Genomic DNA, 386 nt, shown 5'->3' with positions numbered 1-386 from the left:
ACTCGAACCCCGGACCTACCGGTTATGAGCCGGTTGCTCTAACCAACTGAGCTAAAGATCCTTACTAACCTGGCAACCACCTACTCTCCCACACAGTCGCCCATGCAGTACCATCAGCCGTCTAAGTCTTAACCTTCGTGTTCGGTATGGGTACGGGTGTAACCCTAAGACGCATCATTACCAGATATTCAGTTTGCAGTCATTAAGCTGACCACAGTGAATATTATATCTAGACTTTTTCTTCTTGTCAACAAGAATTTTTTCTAAATATAAGAAAGATTATTCTTTCAAAATTGCACTTAAGTTTACTTTGTAATAATTTGTTTTGGTCAAGCCCTCGACCTATTAGTATCGGTCAGCTGAACATGTTACCATGCTTACACCTC

1 rRNA gene is annotated in these 386 nt (G+C 41.5%); it reads right to left on the bottom strand.

Features of this window, described 5'->3' with window-relative positions:
* Nucleotides 1-67: 67 nt before the first annotated feature.
* A 5S ribosomal RNA gene (gene rrf / locus OCU55_RS23815) occupies nucleotides 68-185 on the bottom strand.
* Between the last annotated feature and the right edge of the window lie 201 nt (nucleotides 186-386).

The organism is Clostridium folliculivorans (assembly GCF_024341905.1).
Classification (GTDB): domain Bacteria; phylum Bacillota; class Clostridia; order Clostridiales; family Clostridiaceae; genus Clostridium_AR; species Clostridium_AR folliculivorans.
This window is presented reverse-complemented; position numbering and strand designations above follow the sequence as displayed.